Below are 3,202 nucleotides of genomic sequence, written 5' to 3' on the forward strand. Positions count from 1 at the left end.
GTCAGCGATCAGTTGGTAGGCCGCACCGCCGAGTTCGGCGGGGTCTTGTTGCGCCAGGCCCCCGATCACGTCGTGGCTGAACGCCACCTGGCGGCGGCGGGAGGTCTCCATCTGTTCGAGCAGGTGCAGCCGCACCGCGGGCGGTAGGCAGTCGAGGTTGAGCTCGTCCATCGCGGCGACCGCGGCGTGCAGTGCGTCGAGTTTGGCGGTGACCTCCGCCGGAATCTCGATCGAATGCATGTTCGAATCTTACGTCGCGGCGCCGTCACCGAACACCACAAGAAGCGCCGCCTGTGGATAGCCACTGAACTGTGGACAAACGCTGAAACCAAAGTGATACAAGTGGTTTGGTGAGGGTTTCCGGTCAGAAGACGACGGTCTGGTTGTCGTGCACGATGACGCGGTCCTGGCAGTGCCAGAGCACAGCGCGGGAAAGCACCGCACGTTCGACGTCGGCGCCGACGCGCACCAGTTCGTCGACCGTGTGGTTGTGATTCACTCGGACGACGTCTTGTTCGATGATCGGCCCCTCGTCGAGTTCCTCGGTGACGTAGTGCGCGGTCGCGCCGACCAGCTTGACGCCACGTTCCCGCGCCCGCTTGTAGGGGGAGGCGCCGGTGAACGCCGGCAGGAACGAGTGGTGGATGTTGATCAGCGGGCAGCCGACCGCATCGAGGAATTCCCGGCTGAGGATCTGCATATAGCGCGCCAGCACTACCAAATCCACGTTGCCGCTGAGCAATTGGAGCTGACGCTGTTCGGCTTCGGCGCGGGTGTCGCGGGTGGCCGGGATGTGGATAAACGGCACGCCGAACGGCCGGACGTGCTCGGCGAGATGGGGATGGTTGGCGATTACCATGGCGACCGACATCTCAAGTTCGCCGCGACGGTTGCGCCACAACAGATCTAACAGGCAATGGTCTTCTTTCGAAGCCATGATCGCGACTCGCTTGGGCTTGGCGGCCTCGGTGAATCGGTAGTCGATTTCGAACTTTTCGGCCACGACGGCGGCGAACTCGCGCTCCAGGTCGTCGATGGCCGCCGTCAGGCCCGGCAGGTGAAAGATGGCGCGCTGCAGAAACGTTCCGTCCTCCGGCGCGGTGGAGTGCTGGTCCAGGGAGATGATGTTGGCCCCGGCCTGGGTCAGGAAGGTGCTCACCGCAGCGATAATTCCCGGCCGGTCATGGCAGCGAAGCAGCAGCCTGCCGATGTCAGGCTCGGTGGGCGTTGGCGCCCCGGGACGCGCGATCATGGCCCCCTTCGTCGACGGGTCGAAATACCGCAGGCCAGAATACCGCCGCTAGTGGTGATCGTGATGCGAATGATGGTCGTGCTCCGCGTCGGGTGAGCCGCCCATCATGCGCAGCATCGGCCCTCCGCCCGAGGTGAAGAACTGGACGACCAGCAGCGTCGCCACGACGAGAAAGGCGATGTTGAGCCAGGTGGTGTAGTTCCAGGAGATCCCGGCGGTCATGACCGTCGCGTTGCGCTGGCTGGGAATGAGATGCGTTGCCCCGAAGATCAATTCGATGAGGTATCCGGCGGCGACGATCGCGACGTAGAAGGTGCCGAGCAGGGTCAGCATCATCTTGGTGCCGTAGTACTTGCGGTAGATATTCAAGATCGGCAGGATCAGCAGGTCGGCGAAGATGAACGCGATGACGCCGCCGAAGCTGATGCTGCCGTTCCACAACACCGCGGCAAGCGGTACGTTGCCGATCGAGCAGACGAACGACACGATCGCCACAAAGGGTCCCACGATCGGTCCCCACACCGCCGACCAACCCGGATGATTGGCCAAAAAGAAGCTCTGCCAAAATGTTTCGGGAACCCACGCCGCGATGGCACCGGCGATGAACAGGCCGAGAATCAGGTCGCGCAGGATCGCCAACCACTCCATGACGAACACATGGGAGACCGAGGTGAAGCCCTGCGGGGAAAGCAGCCGCCGCAAGAACGACCCGTCGCCCTGGATCGACATGTCCATGGCGGCGTGTCCCTCCATCGAGCCCGCGATTCCCCGGTCGGCCTGCTCGCGGGCGGCGTCGATCCGCCGGGCGCGCACGAACAACCGGAACAAGACCGCCAGCACGATGATCATCAGCGGGCCGCCGACGAACTCCGCGGCGGTGAATTGCCAGCCCATCAGCAAAGCCAGGATGATGCCCAGCTCCACCACGAGATTGGTGGACCCGATCTCGAACGCCATCGCCGCGGTGAAGTTGGCGCCCTTGCGGAACAGTGATCGGGCCAACGCCACGGCGGCGTACGAGCACGACGACGACGCCGCTCCCAGTCCGGCCGCGACCGCCAGCGTGCGCGGCCGGTCGTCGCCCATCAGGCTCACGATCGTCGAGCGGCGTACCACGGCCTGCACCACTGCCGACAACGCGAAGCCCAGGATCAGTGCCCATAGGATTTCCCAGGTCATCGAGCCGGTCAACGCCAACGCGTGACCGAGGGCTCGAAGCACTCTGTCCGTCATCAGGTCCTCCGCTTCGGTTGCACCATGCGCCAGCCGACACTATACCCCAGGGGGGTACTACTGTGTCAGTTGAGCCGCGTTACCCCGATGGACACCCCGGCGGCGGGGAGACGCGCCAGCAACGCATCGCCCATCGCGGCGGCGGGGGTGAGCACACCGCGCAACTCGGAGAGTCGATCGCGATCGAGCGCGAGCGCCAGGCCGCTCTCGCCGAGTTGCACAGCCGTCGCCTGGTAGGCGTCGACCTGTTGGGCGAAGGTGGCTTGGTAGCGGGCACCGGTTGTCGTCGTGGTGTACGTCTGCATCGTGTAATGGCCGCGTTCCCTGGTCTTCTGGCTTGGACCGGCGCCCGACTTCGGCGGGATGCGGTTCACCCATCGTTGCGGTAATCGGCCGGCATATCTGTTGCCCAGGCCGATGCCGGCCGCGATGACGCCGGTGGCGATCGCGGCGGCGACCGGCGCCGCTACCGACTTGCCCAGACTCATCGTCTCCGTGTAGCGGAACCGGCGGCCATAGGCCCAGTTCTGTAATGCATTGCTACGCCGAACAATTCGGGCATTGTACGGGCCCTGCACAAATGCGCCGGTCCAGAAGCCGACGAGTTCGGGCGCCAAGTCGCGCCCGCGGCGCCGGGCGAAGTCGGGCTGCGGACCGAGCTCGGGTTCGGCGCCGCGGTCCGGGGTCAACGTGTACGGGTCCTTGACCAGCCGGTGG

The 3,202-nt window shown here is 65.0% G+C and carries 2 protein-coding genes and 2 pseudogenes; all 4 read right to left on the reverse strand.

What is annotated here, in order from left to right; all coding sequences use genetic code 11:
• Positions 1 to 240 (reverse strand): annotated as a pseudogene (locus VML93_RS04590) (HNH endonuclease); the annotation flags it as partial.
• 124 nt (positions 241 to 364) lie between these two features.
• On the reverse strand, positions 365 to 1,252 hold the full coding sequence (gene purU, locus VML93_RS04595; RefSeq protein ID WP_325608140.1) for a formyltetrahydrofolate deformylase: 888 nt from the start codon (positions 1,250 to 1,252) through the stop codon (positions 365 to 367).
• Positions 1,253 to 1,300: 48 nt separating this feature from the next.
• Positions 1,301 to 2,485 (reverse strand): permease, encoded by a 1,185-nt coding sequence (locus VML93_RS04600; RefSeq protein ID WP_325608142.1) that lies wholly within the window; start codon positions 2,483 to 2,485, stop codon positions 1,301 to 1,303.
• A 65-nt stretch (positions 2,486 to 2,550) separates the two neighbouring features.
• Positions 2,551 to 3,202: pseudogene (locus VML93_RS04605) on the reverse strand (enoyl-ACP reductase); the annotation flags it as partial.

The sequence above is a fragment of the Mycobacterium sp. genome (genome assembly GCF_035499775.1).
Classification (GTDB): domain Bacteria; phylum Actinomycetota; class Actinomycetes; order Mycobacteriales; family Mycobacteriaceae; genus Mycobacterium.